Below are 524 nucleotides of genomic sequence, written 5' to 3'. Positions count from 1 at the left end.
CGGTCGATGAGGCCGCGGAAGTCCCCGGCGATGCCCACCGGCCAGTTCATCGGGGTGGGGCGCAGCCCGATGCGCTGCTCGATCTCGTCCAGCAGCTCCAGGGGCTCGCGGCCGGGGCGGTCCCACTTGTTGACGAAGGTGATGACCGGCATCCTGCGCGCCCGGCACACGTCGAAGAGCTTGAGGGTCTGCGGCTCCAGGCCCTTGGCCGAGTCCAGCAGCATGATCGCGCAGTCCACCGCGGACAGCACCCGGTAGGTGTCCTCGGAGAAGTCGGCGTGGCCGGGGGTGTCCACCAGGTTGAGCACCCGGTCCTCGTAGTCGATGCGCAGCGCGGCGGAGGTGATGGAGATGCCGCGGTCCTGCTCCATCTCCATCCAGTCCGAGGTCACGCCCTTGCGGTCGCCCTTGCCGTGCACGGCTCCCGCTGAGGAGATCGCGGCCGCGTGCAGGGCCAGGGCCTCGGTCAGGGTGGACTTGCCGGCGTCGGGGTGGGAGATCACCGCGAACGTGCGCCGCCGGGA

At 70.6% G+C, this 524-nt stretch carries 1 protein-coding gene; it reads right to left on the bottom strand.

All coding sequences use genetic code 11. From position 1 onward, the window contains the following. Window positions 1-524: GTP-binding protein (locus FYW99_RS31615; protein WP_150256283.1), on the bottom strand; the 524-nt coding region annotated here is incomplete at both ends.

Source organism: Nocardiopsis deserti, assembly GCF_008638355.1.
In the GTDB taxonomy this organism is placed as follows: domain Bacteria; phylum Actinomycetota; class Actinomycetes; order Streptosporangiales; family Streptosporangiaceae; genus Nocardiopsis; species Nocardiopsis alborubida.
This window is presented reverse-complemented; position numbering and strand designations above follow the sequence as displayed.